The organism is Winogradskyella sp. KYW1333, assembly GCF_003335675.1.
Lineage (GTDB): Bacteria > Bacteroidota > Bacteroidia > Flavobacteriales > Flavobacteriaceae > Winogradskyella.
On record NZ_QPHL01000016.1, the window covers coordinates 361,430 to 380,072 of the forward strand.

Consider the following 18,643-nt stretch of genomic DNA (forward strand, 5'->3'; position numbering starts at 1 on the left):
CATGAGTACATTTAAAAAATTATCATCAAAATCTGCTCAGACTGCTTTTGATAAAAAGGTCTTGTCTGCAGTGCCACATTTACATCCTTATGTTAAGCACAGAATCTATATTGCTGAAACTACAGGTATTTTACCAAAAAATATGTATTCATCTAATGGTATTATAGATGAATCTATTATAGAGCTTTATACTAATGGATTTAACATCGAAGCTGAACGTATGGCTGTAAAGCTCGAACTCTTCAAATTAGTAGACAATTATATGAATGAGTTGTTTAAAAAAGAAGCGTATCATAAAAAAACCATAAGTACCAACACAATACTTGATGATGAACTTTCAAGATTAGGTGAAGATTTTACAGTTGATGCTGATCTCGATTTAATTTTGAATACAGAACTCAGTGATATTTCTTATAATCAAGACCACAGTAATCACCTATACCTATACGAAGATAAAGAAGCCTCTATGCTTAGAGCATTTGAACTAGAAGATCTCTCACCTAGCGAATCACCTAAAGTATTTGGTAGATTCTACAGTTGGTTACCAATCAACATTTCTAATATTGTGGATTTATATATTTTCGGTAATTTAGATTTTAGTGATATTGCGAAAATTAAACAAATAACCGCAGTTCGTGTAGAATCAATATTCGATAAGGTTAAAAAGAGCTTTAGAAGTCACTTAGAATAGCTTTATGTCAACTTTCTAATACTTGCCTCATTGCTTTTGCTTTTACCAAGCATTCTTCATACTCTTTTAGCGGATTGCTCTTTGCCGTAATTGCACTACCAACAGAATATGATATGTATTTTTTTGTAGCATTATACAATATGCTTCTTATAATTACATTAAAGTCAAAATCTCCATTTGGTTTAAAATAACCAACAGAACCAGAGTACAAACCTCGTTTTGTTTCCTCTAATTCTTCAATAATTTTCATTGCGGAAATTTTGGGAGCACCTGTCATGCTTCCCATAGGGAAGGTTGTTTTTAATATTTCAATAGGTGAAATATCTTCATCTACTTCAGAAGTAATAGTTGAGATCATTTGATGAACCTGCATAAAAGTGTACACTTTGCATAGCTCTTCTACCTTAACAGTTCCTCGTTTTGCTGTATGAGACAAATCATTTCGAACCAAATCAACGATCATTATATTTTCACTTCGCTCCTTTTCATCATTGCTGAGTTCTAGAGCTAACTGCTGATCTTCTTTTTTGTTATCAGAACGTTTCTCTGTACCTTTAATTGGTTGGGATATCACTTTACAACCATCCTTTTTAATATAGCGCTCAGGCGTAGCAGACATTAAATATTTGTCTTCAATCTTTAGAAAAGTCGCAAAAGGTGGCTTTGAAATGTTATTTAATTTATTGAAGGTTTCTAAAGGGTTAATTCTGCAGTTCTCAGAATAAAATTCTTGGCAAAAATTTGCTTCATAAATATCGCCTCGTTGAATGTGACCCAGCATCTCACCTACCTTGTCAAAGTATTCATCCTTATGTATCCTCAGTTTTATTTTAACAGGTTCTTCCGAATGAGTTTGCCCATTGAATTCTATTTCATCAATATTTATTAAATCCTCCTTCAGCTCATCATCAACCATTTTCAAATACTGAATTTCCACCTCTTCACCTTTAAGCAAAAACAATTTCTTTGGTTGAAAAAAATACAAGTCAGAAAATCCTAATCCATCAAAATTATTAGATTTAAGATTTTCGATAGAATTTTTCAAATCATAAGTTAAATAACCAAATATCCAATCGTTTGTTGAGGCCTGATAGTCTTTTAGATCGCCAAAAGCATTTATAAAATCTGTTTTAATACTTGTAAATGCATCAACAGCTAAAACCGCATCATAGTCGTCGTAATTACCTGCGTAATTATTAGAATTTAACCAAACTATTTCGTCGTAGCGCTGGCTCCAAAAAAGCAGTTTTTGTTTAAATTGTTGAGGATTTGATACGTGATGAAAAACCTTAGTTCGCAATAGTAGAATTTAATGACTGTAAAAATAATGAGAATACTTTTTAAATTCTTCAGTTTTTAAAGAAATAGCAACTTATACTTTAAACTAACAAATATTTTAATAGTAGCTTTGTGCCAAAATAGTAAGTGTGACATTTAGAGATTTAAATCTTAATACGCCATTATACAATGCTTTAGATGATTTAAGATTTGAACATCCTACTCCAATTCAATCTGAAGCATTCAGTGTTGTAGCATCTGGTAAGGATGTTGTTGGTATTGCACAAACAGGTACAGGTAAAACTTTTGCCTATATGTTACCAATATTGAGAAATCTTAAATTTTCTAAGCAAGATAATCCAAGGGTATTGGTTTTAGTACCAACTCGAGAGCTGGTTGTTCAGGTGGTAAATGAAATTGAAAAACTCTCCAAATACATAAATAACCGTGTATTAGGTGTTTATGGTGGCACAAATATCAACACCCAGAAACAAGCCGTAGCAGAAGGATTAGATATTATTGTCGCTACACCTGGAAGACTTTACGATTTAGCTGTCAGCAGAGTATTGCAATTAAAATCTATTCAGAAACTGGTAATTGATGAAGTTGATGTAATGCTAGACCTTGGCTTTAGACATCAATTGATGAATATTTTTGATATTCTTCCAGAACGCAGACAAAACATTATGTTTTCTGCTACAATGACTAAGTATGTAGATGATTTGATTAAAAACTTTTTTATTAATCCTCAAAAAGTACAAATTGCAGTTTCTGGTACACCTTTAGACAACATAAAGCAACTAAGCTATAACATACCTAATTATTATACTAAAGTCAATCTACTGGAGAAATTATTGAACGATGACCAAACATACTCTAGGGTTTTAATCTTTGTGGCTTTTAAACGTATGGCAGATCGTTTATTTGATGCCTTAGAAAATTTATTTCCCTCTCAATGTTGCGTTATCCACTCTAATAAAACACAAAACTACAGATTACGCAGTATTGAGCAATTTAGCGAAGGAGAACATCGCATACTAATTGCTACAGATGTAATGGCAAGAGGTTTAGACATTGATAATATAACACATGTCATAAATTTTGACACACCAGAATACCCAGAGAACTACATGCATAGAATTGGTAGAACTGGTAGAGCTGAGAAACAAGGTATTTCTATTTTATTGACAACTGAAAAAGAGATTTTGTATCGTGAAGCTATTCAATCTCTTATGAAGATGGATATAGAATTAGAAAATCTCCCCGAAACCATTGAAATTTCTACTGATTTAATCGAGGAAGAACGTCCTCAAATTAAAGAACATTACAACCCTATTAAGCGACGTGATGAAGATGCTCCTGGCCCAGCATTCCATGAGAAAAAGGAAAAGAACAAAAAGGTTAATCTTGGAGGTTCGTACCGACGTGAAATGACCAAGAAATATAAAAAACCGAAAACTAGAGGCGATAAAAACTACAACAAAAAGAAAAAGCGTAGAAAATAAAAATTTAGTTTTTTAATCGCTCTTCAATATTTCCTAAGTGGTGATTTAAAGCTCTTGATGATATCTGTATTTCCCATATCAGAAAAGCTAAAGACAAGATTAACAACATTAAAGCTACACCAAATATCCAAACAGCAACAATGTGCAAATCGATATAAATTAAAAACATAGTTAATACACAAAGAAGTAAACTTGCAATCCCAAAAATTTGCATCCAACGTGTTAATTGAAGTCGCAACTTTAAATTTTTTATTTGTCTAATTAAAGAATCTTCCGCCTTTTCTCTATACCTTTCACTTAAGTCTCTTATTACTGCGGCATAAGCTAAAAATCTGTTAGTGTAAGCTAACATAATTAACGAAATTGCAGAAAATAATAATGCAGGTGTGGTTAGAGTTAGTTCTTCCATTGTTCAATAGTCAATTTATATCATAAAATACTTTTCCTTCTTAGATTAAATTAACATATGTTAAAATTGTTATTAACTTTAAACATGCAATGCTCTATTATCCGTAGCCGCCAAAGCAGCCTCCTTTATTGCTTCTGCAAAAGTAGGATGAGCATGCGAATATCTAGATATATCTTCTGCTGAAGCCCTAAACTCCATTGCCGTTACAGCCTCAGCGATTAAATCCGCACATCGAGCACCAATCATATGTACACCTAATACTTCGTCTGTAGACTTATCTGCGAGTATTTTGACGAATCCATCAATATCTCCACTCGCTCTAGCCCTTCCTAAAGCTCTAAATGGAAACTGACCAACTTTGTATTCAATGCTTTCAGCTTTCAATTCCTCTTCTGTCTTGCCCACCGCTGCTACTTCTGGCCATGTGTAAACCACGCCTGGAATTAGATTATAATCTATGTGCGGTTTTTGACCAGCTATTGTTTCGGCAACAAACACTCCTTCTTCTTCTGCCTTATGGGCTAACATAGCACCTCTAACTACATCACCGATAGCATAAATATTAGATGCAGAAGTCTGTAAATATTCATTAACCTCTATTTGTCCACGCTCATTAATCTTAACACCTGCGAATTCAGCATTTAATCCATCAGTATATGGTCTACGACCTACAGATACTAAGCAATAATCACCCGTAAACTCTACAACTTCACCTTTTTTATTTTCTGCCTTTACAACTACATCATCTCCTTTTCTCTCTACAGACTGTACCTTATGAGACATCATCATTTTGCATTTAGCCTTTTTAAAGACCTTATTTAGTTCTTTGGATAAACCTGCATCCATCGTTGGTAAAATTCTGTCCATATATTCAATTACGGTTACTTCTGCACCAAGTCTATAATAGACTTGTCCTAATTCTAAACCAATAACACCACCTCCTATAATAATCATATGTTTAGGTATCTCTTTAAGTTTAAGCGCTTCTGTAGAGGTGATTATTCTTTCCTTATCTAATTCTATAAATGGCAAATTACTTGGCTTACTGCCAGTTGCAATAATTATTTTTTTAGCCTCAATCTCACCAGTATCTTTACCATCTATCTTAATATGAGTTGTATCTATAAATGAACCAAGACCCTCAAATACATCTATATTATTCTTTTTCATTAAAAAATCTATCCCTCCAGTTGTCTGATCAACAACAGCTTGTTTACGAGCGATCATCTTCTCAAGATTAACCTTCACATCGCCTGGAATTTCAATACCATGCTCTTCAAAATGTTTTGTTGCCTCTTCATAATGATGGGAAGAACTTAATAAAGCCTTACTTGGGATACAACCAACGTTTAAACATGTACCACCTAAAGTTGAATATTTTTCAATAAGAGCAGTTTTCATTCCTAATTGCGCACAACGGATTGCGGCAACATATCCTCCTGGACCTGAACCTATAACTGCAACATCGTATGATTTCATAAAAAAATTATTATCTGTTTGTAAAAGAATTACAAAAGTACAATTTAGATTAAAATTTAAGGCAAGAAGTATTGCTATTTTTAAGATACAATGGTTCAAGTAAATCCATTAAAAAAGTGCCAAATGAATAAATTCAATGACACCTTTTAAAATTCCCCTAAGAATTAATTAATAGCCATGTAAATATCTTACAAAGAATACAATCTTACAATACTCAAATTGAGTATTTTTAATACTAAATAATATTTTGATTTGTTTTTAACATTCCTATTAATTCTCCTGTGGATGATATATTTAGTTTTTTAAGAATATTCCGTCTGTGCGTATCAACTGTATGCGGGCTAATATTTAATTTTGCTGAAATCTCTTTACTGCTATAATTTTGAATTAACAGTCTTATTACATCTCTCTCTCTATTACTAATTCCTCCATTTAATAATTTTTGAGAATACGTATTAAAATAGATTGTTTCATACTCCTGCTTATCATTTAACAATTTAGCTGATGCAGAAATTTCTAATTTAATACCTGGATCTAAAACCGTATAATGAGCCAATCCAATAATTGGTTTTTCTTGGCTATCAAAAGCTAATGGTGTTGTGTTTTGTACTATATTTACATAAATACCGTCGGCATTTTTAAATCTGTAATTCCAGGTATAATTAGCATTTTGTCTGTCCTTTATTTTAATATTCCCTAGAGTGAATTCCATTAATTGGTTTAAAGCTTTCAACCAATTTTCAAGGTCCTCAGGGTGAATTCTACTCCAAAAATAGCGCATACCTTTCTCGAGCAGTTCCTCAGGTTTAAGACCTAGACACGAATTATAATTTTTACTTACATACTCAAAACTCAATGTTTGCGTATTTGTAACACAGAAAAAAGTAGAACTGTATGGTAAATACTTATCTAATTCTATGATTTTCTTTATATGAGTTTCAAGGGATGGTTTATCGTACGACTTAAATATGGTCTGATAAAAGCCCTTTACATTATTGAAATCCATAATTAATAATTATTTACGGTAAATTTAACTAAATTAAAATAGGAAACTCAAGCATTGTTTCCATACCTTCTGTAAATAAAAAACCACAATATATCACTTGCTTTATAGATATGTGGATTAATATAGTCTTATAATAAGTATTTGCAAATAACAATCCTCGAACAAAGGTTAGAAAAAGGACGATAGAATCTTTCAAAAATAAATTAGACAAAAGTAAATTTGAACAATTAATAAGGGTTCTTTTCTCCATTATCATTGATTAACTTGATCTAAATTATATCCAGAAAAAACAAAAAAAAGAACAACTGCAATTACGCCCATCCTTTTGAGGATTTTAAAAAAATGTAGTTTGTAGTTAATGGTAATTGTAATACCTCTACAATTAATTAAAGAAATGATATAGTTGTTTTTGATAAATCTATCATCAAAATCAAAAATTAACGGATAGTCCAAAACTCAAATAAGCTGAGCTATCTTGCTCACCAGTTGGAGCAAAACTATTGAGCAAATAGTCAAATTGGGCAGAAAGGCTTAAATAGGAATTCAAAGGCATATCAGCTCTTAACTCCTGTAATATCCTATGATTTCCAAAATCTGAATATAAAGGTTGGAAATAGGTCGTATTAGTTAATTCCAAAACTGGCTTGTCATCCTTATTCTTAAGGTTGAAAGTAAGTGATAAATAACTATTATGGCGGTGCCTATAATAGGTTTCATCAAGGATATCCACCTTTTCGATTTCATACATATACGAATTACCAAAATAACCATTAAAAACCTTAGAATCTATAAACTTCAGACGGATTCCTGCACCCATCAAATTCCTTGAATTGATGGTAAACAATTCATTATTCTGGTTTTGAATAAAACCCTCTAATCTAAATACTTGACTTAGTTTTTGATTGTATCTGATATGAAAAAACCAAGAATTTTGGAAATCCACATCCTTACTTCGTATCAAATTATAATTACCCATAACGAAAAAGATTTTCCTCAAATCTTTTGATTTAAAAGAAGTGGTTAAACTTGGTCTTATCTGAAATAGGTAATCACCATTGGTATTGGAGTAATTAAACAGGACATCACCGCGAAATGCGAATCTTACAGAATCCAATTGCATACGTTGGGATTCAATATTTACCTGCCCTTGGATATCATAAACAATAAGGTTGATTAGTATACCTAGAATATATTTGGGCATAATTGATGGTCTTGATTTCCTTGTTTTCAATACCTTGTTGTTAATTTTATTTATATGAGAGTTATTCAATCAGCCTTTATGTTTTTGAATTCATAACTAAAGTGTTATGGTAGTAGTATGTTTTACTTCACTTATCATAAACATGCTATGAGTACTTCCAATATGGTCAATTCTTGTTAACTTCTTGACCATGAATTCTCTAAATGCCTCCATATCCTGCACTAAAACCTTTAAGAGGTAATCATAATCTCCACTTATGTGGTAACATTCTAACACTTCCTCTAATTTCGCAACCTCTCTTTCAAACTTTACAACAAAGTCTTGCGAATGCTGTACAAGTTTTACATGGCAAAAGGCCATAAACCCCTTATTGACTTTCTTTTTATTAACTAAAGCTACATAATTGCTAATAACACCACTTGACTCAAGTTTTTTGACACGTTCGTAAACAGCCGTTACGGATAACCCTAATTTTATTGAAAGCGCCTTGTTGGTCTGTTTGCTATCATTTTGAAGTAATGCTAAAAGCTTTCTATCTATTTCGTCAAACATTGTAAAAGGATAAATTTTCAGTAAAACTAATATTAGTCATAAAAATAATGAAATATTTATTATATAAATGTAATTTTTTATAATAATTATCTATATATATGTATAATTATTGTTTTTATATCTTTATTTATAGAATTTTGTAATAATAAAATTATATTATTATGCATTTCAAACCTGCAAACAATATTCAAGATCTTCAATATTTTGGTGAATTTGGTGGTGTTAACCCTTCAATTTCAGATTCATCTACCTATACTTTTTTATCAGCCAAAACAATGTTTGACACATTTGAAGGTAACGCTGATGGTTGTTACTTATACTCAAGACACTCCTCTCCTTCAAACCTGTATTTAGGTGAAGCGTTAGCGGCAATGGAAGGCACGGAAACAGCAACCGTAACTGCCTCCGGGATGGGTGCAATAACTCCTGTATTATTTCAACTTTGCGGGTCTGGAGATCACATTGTAAGTAGCCGAACTATATATGGTGGTACTTATGCTTTTTTGAAGAACTTCGCTCCTCGCTTAGGTATAAATACAACATTTATTGACATCACGAAGCTGGATGTTGTTGAAGCATCTATTACAAATAAAACAAAAATCTTATACTGTGAATCTGTCAGTAATCCACTCTTAGAAGTTGCCGATATTTCCGGTTTGGCAAAAATTGCAAAAAAGCACAATCTTAAACTTGTTGTAGACAACACTTTCTCTCCGCTTTCTATTTCTCCAGCAAAATTAGGTGCAGATATTATAATTCATAGTCTAACAAAATTTATTAATGGATCATCGGATACTGTTGGTGGCGTTGTATGTGGCTCACAAGAACTTATTGACCAACTAAGAAATGTAAATGATGGTGCTGCAATGCTATTAGGTTCTACAATGGACAGTTTAAGATCTGCATCAGTACTGAAGAACTTAAGAACCTTGCATATAAGAATGCGTCAGCATAGTAAAAATGCGATGTTTCTTGCGAATGAATTCGAAAAAATTAGCCTTAAAACAGTATATCCAGGTCTAAAATCTCATCCTTCCCATAATTTATTCAAATCAATGATGAATGAATCATACGGATTTGGAGGAATGCTTACAATAGATGTTGGCTCTTTAGATAAAGCTAACGCATTAATGGAAATGATGCAAAAAGAGAATTTAGGTTATTTAGCTGTTAGCTTAGGTTTTTACAAAACACTTTTTAGTGCTCCTGGCACATCTACATCGTCTGAAATTCCTGAAGATGAGCAGGAAGAAATGGGCTTAAGTGACGGACTGATACGCTTTTCTATAGGATTGGATGCAGATATTCAACGTACCTTTAATAAAATGAAAGAGTGTATGGTAAGATTGAAAATTCTAAAAGAAGAAATAGTCTAAACAAAAAAGAGCAAATTAATCTAATAATCTGCTCTTTTGGTTTAAGGACATTTATAATCCTAGTGAATGAAATTATTATTCAGCGAACAAAGATTCATAATGTTTAACAAGTTTGACATTTCATATTAAATGCAGGCAACGAGTATTATCTTTATTCTAAAACGGACTAATAAACAATTTAAATGTCCCATAATTCAGGATTTTAATTACTTTACAAATACCTAGTTAGTTACCTATTGTGGGAATTTTTATATGTATTGCATAAAATCTTTAGATTTTCTAAATTAAATATCGATTATTTGCTATAACATGGAGATTATCGTAACATTACGCTGATAAAGAATTAATAAATGCAAGACGATAAAAATATTTCCGAATTAAATATTAAAGATCAGAGAGTGATTCAAAATACCAGATTAAGCATATGGGAAGCACTAGTTCCTGTAATTGCACTGATTGGTATGTTGGCCTATAATATCTATGTTTATGGTGATGATGCTCTTAGTGGTAGTAATCAGTTTATTCTTTTAATGGGTGCTGCAGTAGCCGCAATTGTTGGTTTTTTAAATAAAGTAAAGTATAAACGTATGCTAGAAGAGGTTGCGGAAAATGTAAAATCTACAACTGGTGCACTTTTAATTTTATTAATGGTGGGTGCATTAGCAGGTACTTGGCTAGTAAGCGGCATTATACCGTCAATGATTTATTATGGCCTGCAGATTCTAAATCCCACAATATTTTTAGCAGCATGTGTTGTGATTTGCGCTATTATATCAATAGCAACCGGTAGTAGCTGGACCACATCCGCAACTGTAGGTATTGCATTAGTGGGTATTGGAGAAACATTAGGTATATCTATGGGAATGACAGCAGGTGCAGTATTATCTGGGGCTTATTTTGGCGATAAAATGTCACCTTTAAGTGACACGACTAATTTAGCTCCTGCAATGGCTGGTGGTGAATTATTTAGTCATATAAAATATATGGCTTACACAACGATTCCTACAATTGTGCTTACTTTGGTCATATTCGTTATTATCGGTTTAAATCTAGATACTTCAGGTACACCGCAAATTGCCGATAAATTAACTGCAATCGTTGGCGCCTTTAACATAAGTCCATGGTTGTTCATTGTGCCAGTGATTGTTATATTAATGATTATCAAAAAGACACCTCCACTTATTGCATTACTAATTGGAGCACTTTTAGGTGGTATAACTGCGATTATTGCCCAGCCAGAGATAATTATAACTATAGCTGGGGCTGAATCCTTAAGCTTCCAATCAGCTTACAAAGGAGTAATGAATGCCCTCACCGTTGATACAGCAGTAACAACATCAAGTGCAGAGTTAAATGATCTTTTTACCTCAGGTGGAATGAAGGGTATGTTAGGTACAATTTGGTTGATTGTATGTGCAATGGTATTTGGAGGTGTAATGGATGCTATTGGAGCGCTTTCAAAAATTACTGATGCCCTATTGAAAATGGCGACCTCAGTATTTGGATTATTTGCAAGCACAGTAGCGAGTTGTTTAGCATTAAATTTAACGGCTTCAGATCAATACTTAGCTCTTGTTGTCCCAGGCAAGATGTTTAAGAAAGCCTATAAAGATAGAGGATTAGCTCCTGAAAATTTAAGCAGAACACTAGAAGATGCTGGTACAGTAACATCAGTTCTAATACCATGGAATACTTGTGGTGCATACCATTCTAAAGTATTGTTTGGATATGCTGGTGCCACAGCATACATACCCTATGCGTTTTTTAGTATCATAAGTCCAATTATGACTCTATTGTTCGCTGCTTTTCAAATTAAAATAAAGCAACTAAGGCAGACGACTTAATTTTCGAGTAAAGAAATAATTTCATTGAGTTCTTTCTCTTTTGCATGGTCTAATGCAATCTTATTATCTTGGTCTATTATGGTGATATCTGCATCACGAGCAATCAATAATTTAACAACCTCAACTTGGTTATATTGCGTCGCAAAACTTAGAGCAGTAGTACCTTTATTGTTTTGAGCATCTATATTGGCACCATTATTTAGCAAAAGCTCAATTAGTTTTAGATTTCCCTTAAAACTCACACCTATTAATGCCGTATTACCTGTCGCATCTCTACCATCGACATTAGCCTTATGCTCTAGTAAAACTTTTGCGATGTCTTTCTTATCAAAATAAGTTGCAAAAATTAGAGGTGTAAAACCTCGAGCATCCTCACTATTAACTAAATGTGGATTATTGAGTAGTTGTGCTCTTAAATATTCAACATTACCCGTTTGTATAGTTTGAAAAAACAATTCATGAGCATTCATAGTTAGTAATGATTAAAAAAGGAATACACAACCAATGCGCATTCCTTTGATTTTAATTTACTACTAATCAATAACATTATATATCGAAACGATCTAAATTCATCACTTTTGTCCACGCGCCAACAAAATCCTGAACAAACTTAGTTTCTGCATCGCTCGATGCATAAACTTCACAAATTGCTCTAAGTTCTGTATTAGAACCAAAAATTAAATCTGCTCTTGTACCCTTAAACTTAACAGCTCCAGTACGTCTATCACGACCTTCGAAATATGTTTCATCTTCAGATGTCTCACTCCACGTGTTTGTCATATCCAGAATGTTCTTAAAGAAATCGTTAGAAAGACTACCAACATTATCTGTAAATACACCAAACTCAGAATTGTCGAAATTAGTTCCCAAAACACGCATTCCACCCACTAATACAGTCATTTCTGGAATTGTCAAGGTTAAAAGGTTGGCTTTGTCTACCAATAAGTCCTCAGCTTTAACATCTGCATTTGAGTTTTGATAATTTCTAAAACCGTCACCTACTGGTTTAAGATAATTAAACTGTTCAATATCTGTCATCTCCTGAGAGGCATCTCCTCGTCCTGGCGTGAATGGAACTGTGATATCATGACCAGCATTTCTTGCTGCTTCCTCGATTCCTGCATTACCAGCTAACACAATTAAATCTGCAAGTGACACATCACCATTGAATTCGGCTTGAATACCACGATACACATTTAATACTTTGCTCAATTCAGGAGGGTTATTGACCTTCCAGCTTCTTTGAGGTTCTAAGGCAATACGTGCACCATTAGCACCACCACGCTTATCTGAATCCCTATATGTTGAAGCAGATGCCCATGCTGTTTTAACCATTTCAGAGACAGTTAAACCTGATGCTAAAATCATTTTCTTTAATGAAGTGATATTTACATCATTTAAGTTATAATTTACTTGTGGGATTGGGTCTTGCCAAATTAATTCTTCAGCTGGCACCTCTGGGCCAACGTATCTAGCCTTAGGTCCCATGTCACGGTGAGTTAATTTAAACCAAGCTCTTGCAAAAGCATCTTCAAAGGCTTTATGGTCTTTATGGAACCGTTTTGAAATCTTAAGATAAGTAGCATCCGTTTTTAATGCTATATCGGCCGTAGTCATCATCAATGCTTGTTGACCTTCTCCACCAGCTTTTGGTGCCATACGTGCTTGAGATTCTGCAGTGGGTGTCCACTGATGTGCACCTGCTGGACTTTTTGTAAGTTCCCAATCATAGTTTAATAACACATCGAAATAATCAGCATCCCAAGTTGTTGGATTTGGTGTCCATGCACCTTCTATTCCAGATGTTATTGCATCTTCTAAAACACCGCTTTTGTAGGTATTTTTCCAACCTGTACTCATTTCTGCTATAGTTGCACCATGTGGTTCTACACCAACATATTGGCCAGGATCAGCAGCTCCGTGCGCCTTACCAAAGGTGTGACCACCTGCAACTAGTGCTACAGTTTCCTCATCATTCATTGCCATACGACCAAATGTAACTCTTATATCATGGGCAGAAGCCAATGGGTCTGGATTTCCGTCTGGTCCTTCCGGATTTACATATATCCATCCCATCATTACAGCTGCTAATGGATCTTCTAAATCTCTTTTTGTAGGATCCTTTTCACCATCATAACGTGTTGCATTTTCACCCCATTCTGTTTCACTACCCCAATATACATCTTGTTCTGGTTCATAGATATCTTCACGACCACCTGAAAAACCAAAAGTTGGGAATCCCATAGATTCTAAAGCCACATTACCTGCTAAAATCATAAGATCGGCCCATGACAGTTTGCTACCATACTTTTGTTTTACAGGCCATAGTAATAATCGTGCCTTATCTAGGTTACCGTTATCTGGCCAACTATTGATTGGCGCAAATCTCTGATTTCCTGTTCCTGCGCCTCCGCGGCCATCTCCTACTCTATATGTTCCTGCACTGTGCCATGCCATGCGAATCATTAATCCACCGTAATGACCATAATCAGCAGGCCACCAATCTTGAGAATCCGTCATTAGAATGGCAAGGTCCTTCTTTAATTCATCATAATCAATACTTTGGAATGCTTCAGCATAATTAAAATCCTGTCCATAAGGATTATTTCTTTCCGCATGTTGTCTCAAAATATTTAATTTAAGTTCGTTAGGCCACCAATCTCTATTCTTGGTTCCACTACCTGCGGCTTCTTGTTGATTTCCAGCTAAAAAAGGGCAATTACTTGGATCTCCTTGTGCGTGATTCATTGTTTTACTTTTTTTATTTAAATGCATTTAGTTCAAGGTAAATATAACCAATCAAAACCGCGTATTTAATTTTGAAGATTTTTAATTCTTATTTTACAATAGCCCTTATCTATCGTTTTATTATTTAGAATTGTTTTAAACAATAGCAATTTGCTTTGTTTTGTTTAAGCATTAACCTTATTCCACTACGTTTACAATCAAAATCTTAAACACTATTGTTAAAGACTTGCGCTTTGTCGCTTTGCATGTTATTTTTATAAAAAAATTGCGCTTATGTTAATTAAAAAGACAAATATTGAGGAGAGACTGCAATATTTAAAAAACAAACAAACAAACGAACAGGATATTCTGCAAGCTGTTCATAAACTACTAGCTGTTGATAACCATAAAGATGATCTGGTTTTAGAAACACTTTCTAAAAGTAATGATGCTAATAACAATGATTTTGTTTTTGATCTTCTCGAAACAGAACGTATTTATCAGTTAGAACAGATTAAAGAGATTTGCATTAACTACAGATTACGCTTTCTTGATTCTAAATACTTTAAAGGTGAATTGCCTTACGAGGCGATTTTGAAAATAAAATCACTAGAGAAGAAACATAATACCAAATTAAATGGATTCAAAATAATTGCACCCTCTAAACTTTTTAAATTAGAAAACGCTGATGACCCATTACTCTTTGCCCCTATTGGTAATGGCTATTACTACCTTATCCATAAATGGGGAAATGATTTAAATCCGTTTAGGAAAATATTGATGTGGCCTTACAAGAGTTTTGGGAATTTAATTATAGCAACTTTACTTGTAAGTTTAATTGCAACAGGATTATTCCCTGAAGGTGTTTTTTCCAACAAGCCAAACTCTACTCAAGCCGGTATGATATTCTTTTTTATTTTTAAGTCTATCGCCGCAGTTGTTATATATTATGGTTTTGCTGCAGGTAAGAACTTTAATACAGCTATTTGGAATAGCAAATATTTTAATGCCTGATAATTATCATGTAACATTCTAGAAAATTTCGTAACTTATAGGTATAATACTAATACCACTTATTATGAGCGCATCAGAATACACCAAAATATATAACGGTAATTTTATTTTAGTAACTAGAGTTAAAGACGCATTAGAAAAGGAAGAGATAATACCTATCATTAAGGATGAAGGAGAATCTCAGCGTCTAGCTGGATATGCCTCATTAAATCAAGGTTTTCAGGAGGTATTTGTCCACAATGACGAATTAGAAAAAGCCAATTCTATTATAGAGAAAGTAAAGGCTGAAATGGAAACTTCGGCTTAATTTTTTAAAATCTTTTTTCTAGACAGTTTGAGCGTACATTTTATCACGTTGCTCTTTAATTTTTTTATCACTCATATATTCGTCAAACGTCATGTGTCTATCAATGACTCCATTTGGCGTAAGCTCAATTATCCTATTACCAACGGTTTGAGCAAACTCATGATCATGTGTGGTCAATAAAACTGTGCCTTTAAAATTCTTCAATGAATTGTTGAATGCTGTAATACTCTCTAAATCTAAGTGGTTGGTAGGTTCATCTAACATCAATACATTTGCACGAATCATCATCATTCTGCTGAGCATACAACGCACCTTTTCACCACCGGATAATACATCTGCTGTTTTCAATGCTTCTTCACCACTAAATATCATTTTACCTAAGAAACCTCTTATATAAACTTCCTCTCGTTCCTCTTCTGTGGTCGCCCATTGGCGTAACCAATCTACCAAGGTCAACTTATTAGTAAAGTATTCACTATTGTCTAATGGCAAATATGATTGTGCAGTAGTGACTCCCCAAGCAAATTTGCCGCAATCGGCTTTTTCTTTACCATTTATAATTTGGTAAAATGCCGTGGTAGCTCTAGAATCCTTTGAATATACAACTACTTTATCACCTTTTGCTAAATTAATATCAACACCCTTAAATAAAAGCTCACCATCAATACTTGCCGATAATCCTTCGATATTTAAAATTTGATCACCAGCTTCGCGCTCACGCTCAAAAATAATGGCAGGATAACGCCGGCTCGATGGTTTGATGTCTGAAATATTCAACTTATCAATCATTTTTTTTCTACTTGTAGCCTGTTTAGACTTTGCTACATTTGCAGAGAAACGACGAATAAATTCTTCAAGCTCTTTTTTCTTTTCTTCTGCCTTCTTATTCTGCTGGGCACGCTGTTTAGCTGCTAACTGAGACGATTGATACCAAAATGTGTAGTTACCAGAATAATGATTAATCTTTCCAAAATCTATATCTGAAATATGCGTACATACTGCATCTAAAAAGTGCCTGTCGTGAGATACAACAATCACACAATTATCATAATTGGCTAAAAAGTTCTCTAACCAAGTAATAGTCTCATAATCCAGGTCATTTGTCGGCTCATCCATTATTAGTACATCAGGATTGCCAAAAAGTGCTTGGGCTAAAAGTACACGTACTTTTTGCTTACCGTCTAAATCACCCATTAAAATATAATGTAATTCTTCCTTGATACCCAAATTAGATAATAATGCAGCTCCATCACTATCTGCATTCCACCCATTCATTTCTTCAAATTGTACTTGTAACTCACCAATCTTTTCCGCATTCTCATCAGTGTAGTCAGCATATAAAGCATCAATTTGTGTCTTTAATTCATAAAGGGGTTTATTTCCTTTTAAAACTGTTTCTAAAACTGTATCCTCATCATGCTTATTATGATTTTGCTCAAGTACTGACATACGCTTACCAGGTTCCATATGAACATGACCTGATGTAGGATCCATATTACCTGACAAAATTTTTAAAAAAGTAGACTTCCCAGCACCATTAGCGCCAATAATTCCGTAACAATTACCACTATTAAATGTTGTATTTACCTCATCAAATAATACGCGCTTACCAAACTGAACTGATAAATTAGAAACTGATAACATTTTATGCTTTTTAAATTCGCGACAAAAGTAGAAAATAAAAGCTACTAGACGAAATATTCACAAACTATAACAAGATTTAACGAGCTATTAACAACAGATGAATGCTTCAACACATATTTTTGCTTGACTAATAATGACTAAAACACTTATTTTAATACGATTTTTCGGTCTTTTTGTAGGACTATTAGCAATTACATTCGGGTGCAAATCTGAGAGTGCTTCCGAAGGTGATGTAGCCTTTTTAGGTGGTGAGATTGTAAATCCTAAGAACAACAATGTTATACTTTATAATACTCACGGTAAAGTTGTTGATTCATTTAAATTGGATGTCAATAATAGATTCAAACACAACTTTAAGAATCTACATACAGGTTTATATTCAATAACTCATGGTGGAGAATATCAACTTGTTTTGTTAGAACCTAATGATAGTGTAATGTTTAGATTAAACACTTATGACTTTGACGAGTCGTTAGTTTTTACAGGAAAGGGAGCCAAAAAGAATAATTATTTAATTAAAACTTACCTCTCTAATGAAAGAGAAGCAGGCAAGTTAGTTGAATATTCTAAAATGGAACCAGAGGAATTTCACTCTTTTATTGAAGAGCGTAGACAGCGTCATTTAAATCAGCTTCATAAATTTCTTGAACAGAATAAACAATCTGACTTTTTTCAATCTATTCTTGAAGCAAACATAAATTACAACAATTATGCTGACAAGGAGATTTACCCTTTTGCATATTTTGGTAACAACAAATTAATCCATGTAAAGGATTTACCGGAAAAATTTTATGCTCATAGAAGTAACATTGATTATAATGCCAATCATTTAAGTAGATTCTTTTCTTACAACAGATTTTTGTTTTCTCATATTGATAATTTAGCAATTAGTTCTTTCTACGAGCACAATGATTTCCATAGTAAATTTGATAGACATTCAATGGAATACAACAAGTCTAAATTAGACCTAATTGACAGTATAATTGCAGACGAAACAATAAAGAATAACCTACTAAAATATAAAGCGAGGAATTATATTAGTCATAATCACACGGAAGATGAAGCTAATGAATTACTAGATTATTATTTAAGTAGGAGCACTAATGAGGAAGATAAATCCGATATGATAGATTTAGTGGCATCTTTGAAATTACTACGACAAGGAAACACATTACCAAGTCTAGAAATTGTAAGTTATGATGACAAAGAATACTCATTAAACTCTATTATTACAAAACCAACAATAATCTATTTTTGGTCTTCTAACTCCAAAGCTCAATACAGAAACAGTCATTACAAAGTGAACTCCTTAAAAAAAGCGTTTGATTATGTGGATTTTGTTTCTATTAATGTAAACGATAACGACGATAAGTATTGGAAGAAAATAATTAGTAATTACGATTTTTCAACAACGAGTGAATACAAGTTTAAAGACTCCAATAAGGCAAAAAAAATATTGGCTGTAAACTACTTGAACAAAGCAATCATTGTTGATGAAAATGGAATTATACTTCATCCTAATGTCAATATTTTCAAATCTGACTTCTCAGAAAAGTTAGAAGAATTACTACAAAAAAAACACCTTATTAAATAAGGTGTCTTGTAAATGT

The 18,643-nt window shown here is 33.2% G+C and carries 16 protein-coding genes; 7 read left to right on the forward strand and 9 right to left on the reverse strand.

The window, feature by feature from the left end:
• Position 1: 1 nt before the first annotated feature.
• On the forward strand, positions 2-691 hold the full coding sequence (locus DUZ96_RS09235; protein WP_114301648.1) for a hypothetical protein: 690 nt from the start codon (positions 2-4) through the stop codon (positions 689-691).
• A 7-nt stretch (positions 692-698) separates the two neighbouring features.
• Here DUZ96_RS09235 and DUZ96_RS09240 read toward each other — a convergent pair whose 3' ends face one another.
• Positions 699-1,991, reverse strand: coding sequence for an anthranilate synthase component I family protein (locus tag DUZ96_RS09240; RefSeq protein ID WP_114301649.1), 1,293 nt, complete (start codon positions 1,989-1,991; stop codon positions 699-701).
• 127 nt (positions 1,992-2,118) lie between these two features.
• Between DUZ96_RS09240 and DUZ96_RS09245 the strand changes: the two genes are divergently transcribed.
• The gene (locus tag DUZ96_RS09245) at positions 2,119-3,474 is read left to right on the forward strand and encodes a DEAD/DEAH box helicase (RefSeq protein WP_114301650.1); all 1,356 of its coding nucleotides are present in this window, start codon (positions 2,119-2,121) and stop codon (positions 3,472-3,474) included.
• 4 nt (positions 3,475-3,478) lie between these two features.
• Here the strand turns inward: DUZ96_RS09245 and DUZ96_RS09250 are convergent, their stop codons facing one another.
• The 5 genes from DUZ96_RS09250 to DUZ96_RS09280 form a co-directional block, all read right to left on the reverse strand.
• Complete coding sequence (locus DUZ96_RS09250; protein WP_114301651.1) at positions 3,479-3,883, reverse strand: DUF2721 domain-containing protein; 405 nt, start codon at positions 3,881-3,883, stop codon at positions 3,479-3,481.
• 78 nt (positions 3,884-3,961) lie between these two features.
• Complete coding sequence (gene lpdA, locus DUZ96_RS09255) at positions 3,962-5,362, reverse strand: dihydrolipoyl dehydrogenase (protein ID WP_114301652.1); 1,401 nt, start codon at positions 5,360-5,362, stop codon at positions 3,962-3,964.
• Positions 5,363-5,597: 235 nt separating this feature from the next.
• Positions 5,598-6,368: a LuxR C-terminal-related transcriptional regulator gene (locus DUZ96_RS09260; protein WP_114301653.1), complete on the reverse strand. Its 771-nt coding sequence runs from the start codon at positions 6,366-6,368 to the stop codon at positions 5,598-5,600.
• Positions 6,369-6,798: 430 nt separating this feature from the next.
• Positions 6,799-7,599: a DUF481 domain-containing protein gene (locus DUZ96_RS09275; RefSeq protein WP_181855260.1), complete on the reverse strand. Its 801-nt coding sequence runs from the start codon at positions 7,597-7,599 to the stop codon at positions 6,799-6,801.
• A 66-nt stretch (positions 7,600-7,665) separates the two neighbouring features.
• On the reverse strand, positions 7,666-8,121 hold the full coding sequence (locus DUZ96_RS09280; RefSeq protein ID WP_114301657.1) for an Lrp/AsnC family transcriptional regulator: 456 nt from the start codon (positions 8,119-8,121) through the stop codon (positions 7,666-7,668).
• Positions 8,122-8,282: 161 nt separating this feature from the next.
• Here DUZ96_RS09280 and DUZ96_RS09285 point away from each other — a divergent pair, with 161 nt between their 5' ends.
• Complete coding sequence (locus DUZ96_RS09285; protein ID WP_114301658.1) at positions 8,283-9,497, forward strand: aminotransferase class I/II-fold pyridoxal phosphate-dependent enzyme; 1,215 nt, start codon at positions 8,283-8,285, stop codon at positions 9,495-9,497.
• A 350-nt stretch (positions 9,498-9,847) separates the two neighbouring features.
• Positions 9,848-11,341, forward strand: coding sequence for a Na+/H+ antiporter NhaC (gene nhaC / locus DUZ96_RS09290; RefSeq protein ID WP_114301659.1), 1,494 nt, complete (start codon positions 9,848-9,850; stop codon positions 11,339-11,341).
• Here nhaC and DUZ96_RS09295 read toward each other — a convergent pair.
• Together DUZ96_RS09295 and katG are read right to left on the reverse strand one after the other, a co-directional pair.
• Positions 11,338-11,811 (reverse strand): ankyrin repeat domain-containing protein, encoded by a 474-nt coding sequence (locus tag DUZ96_RS09295; RefSeq protein WP_114301660.1) that lies wholly within the window; start codon positions 11,809-11,811, stop codon positions 11,338-11,340. The two genes, nhaC and DUZ96_RS09295, sit on opposite strands and share 4 nt — an antisense overlap.
• 76 nt (positions 11,812-11,887) lie before the next feature.
• On the reverse strand, positions 11,888-14,089 hold the full coding sequence (katG, locus tag DUZ96_RS09300) for a catalase/peroxidase HPI (RefSeq protein WP_114301765.1): 2,202 nt from the start codon (positions 14,087-14,089) through the stop codon (positions 11,888-11,890).
• A 273-nt stretch (positions 14,090-14,362) separates the two neighbouring features.
• On the opposite strand from katG, the gene DUZ96_RS09305 reads away from it, so the two are divergent.
• Positions 14,363-15,082: a hypothetical protein gene (locus tag DUZ96_RS09305; RefSeq protein WP_114301661.1), complete on the forward strand. Its 720-nt coding sequence runs from the start codon at positions 14,363-14,365 to the stop codon at positions 15,080-15,082.
• Positions 15,083-15,146: 64 nt separating this feature from the next.
• Positions 15,147-15,389 (forward strand): putative signal transducing protein, encoded by a 243-nt coding sequence (locus tag DUZ96_RS09310; RefSeq protein ID WP_114301662.1) that lies wholly within the window; start codon positions 15,147-15,149, stop codon positions 15,387-15,389.
• An 18-nt stretch (positions 15,390-15,407) separates the two neighbouring features.
• Here the strand turns inward: DUZ96_RS09310 and DUZ96_RS09315 are convergent, their stop codons facing one another.
• A complete protein-coding gene (locus DUZ96_RS09315; protein WP_114301663.1) occupies positions 15,408-17,033 on the reverse strand; it encodes an ABC-F family ATP-binding cassette domain-containing protein in 1,626 nt (541 codons plus the stop codon).
• Positions 17,034-17,166: 133 nt separating this feature from the next.
• Here DUZ96_RS09315 and DUZ96_RS09320 point away from each other — a divergent pair, with 133 nt between their 5' ends.
• The gene (locus tag DUZ96_RS09320; RefSeq protein ID WP_114301664.1) at positions 17,167-18,627 is read left to right on the forward strand and encodes a hypothetical protein; all 1,461 of its coding nucleotides are present in this window, start codon (positions 17,167-17,169) and stop codon (positions 18,625-18,627) included.
• Positions 18,628-18,643: the final 16 nt, after the last annotated feature.